Source organism: Thiohalocapsa halophila, assembly GCF_016583825.1.
Taxonomy (GTDB): domain Bacteria; phylum Pseudomonadota; class Gammaproteobacteria; order Chromatiales; family Chromatiaceae; genus Thiohalocapsa; species Thiohalocapsa halophila.
Genome location: NZ_NRRV01000204.1, coordinates 1 through 1,128, shown reverse-complemented (window position 1 = coordinate 1,128; position 1,128 = coordinate 1). Strand labels below are relative to the sequence as shown.

At 62.4% G+C, this 1,128-nt stretch carries 1 protein-coding gene; it reads right to left on the bottom strand.

Annotated features, from left to right (window positions below; translation table 11 throughout):
- Positions 1-1,128, bottom strand: a 1,128-nt coding sequence (locus tag CKO31_RS25995) for a hypothetical protein (RefSeq protein ID WP_200243786.1), incomplete at both ends; no start/stop codon positions are given.

Below are 1,128 nucleotides of genomic sequence, written 5' to 3'. Positions count from 1 at the left end.
CGTTCGGGGTGTGGAGCGACTGCCTGGGCATACCACGATTCGTAGATCTCTCGCATCGATTGACCGTGCGCATCGAGCGGGAGCAGCAGAAAGCGGCCCGCGCGGGAATCAATCTCGTAGCGCGCAAAATCGCCGTCCGAAACAGCCGATGCGCAGATCTCGTCGCGGAACCTACCGCCGGCGTTGTCCTGCACATAGGCATCGAGCGTTTCCTCGCTGATGGTTTCCAGCGGGATTCCGCCGGGATAGGGCGGGCGCGCAACATGGATCGGCAGTTCGCTCGGAAGGACGCTACGATTGGCGGCAAGCTCGATGATGCCGCGCGCATGGTCGCGCACGAGTACGTGGGTCGGCATCGGATCTTGTCCAAACACCGCCGCGAAGGCGGCGCGAGCGAGCTCGGCGAGTCCCTCGTTTCTCCAGCTGCGTGTGGCGGCGCCATAGGCAGCGGCCAGCACTCGATCGAGCACATAGGCATCGTCAACCCCGGAAAATTGCTCGATCAGGGAGGCGGCCAGTTTGCGCCGATTGACAAATAGGCAAGCGAGGGCCTTGGTCGCCATGTCCCGTACCCAGCGATGGCTTAGGCTGGTGAGCCAAGCCAGCGTGACGGCGGCAAGCCGAGCGCGATTCTCCTCGATCTGATCGAGGCCGTTGACGAGCACCCACTCGATCAAAGTGTTGACAGCTTCACCGTCTCCCTCGACGCTCGATGTCACGCGTATCGACCAGCGCTGGTCACGTTCCGGCATGGGCATTGGTCGTAAACGTCCATCGAGATAGTCCGCGTTGAAGCGGTTGTCCGGCTCTGTAGCGACCGAGAGCAAAGTGTCGATGACGGCGTCGCGACCGGTCGTCTCCGCCCACCGCTCGAGCAGCTTGAGCGTCCGCTCGGTGAACACATCCTGACGGCGCCACAACAGGCTTTGTTCAAAGGCGTGCTCGAGATTCCAAAAGTCCTCGTCCCGTTCGACCACGTCAAGCAGCTCGACCCCGTAGCGCTCTGGGAGTTGGACGGCGAAGGCCTCCGCAATGCCAGCAAAACGGTAGGCCCGCTCACCGATGACGTACTGCGCGAGAGACCCACTCTTGCCGAAGGCTTGGGCGGGATCACCGTTAGCAACATGC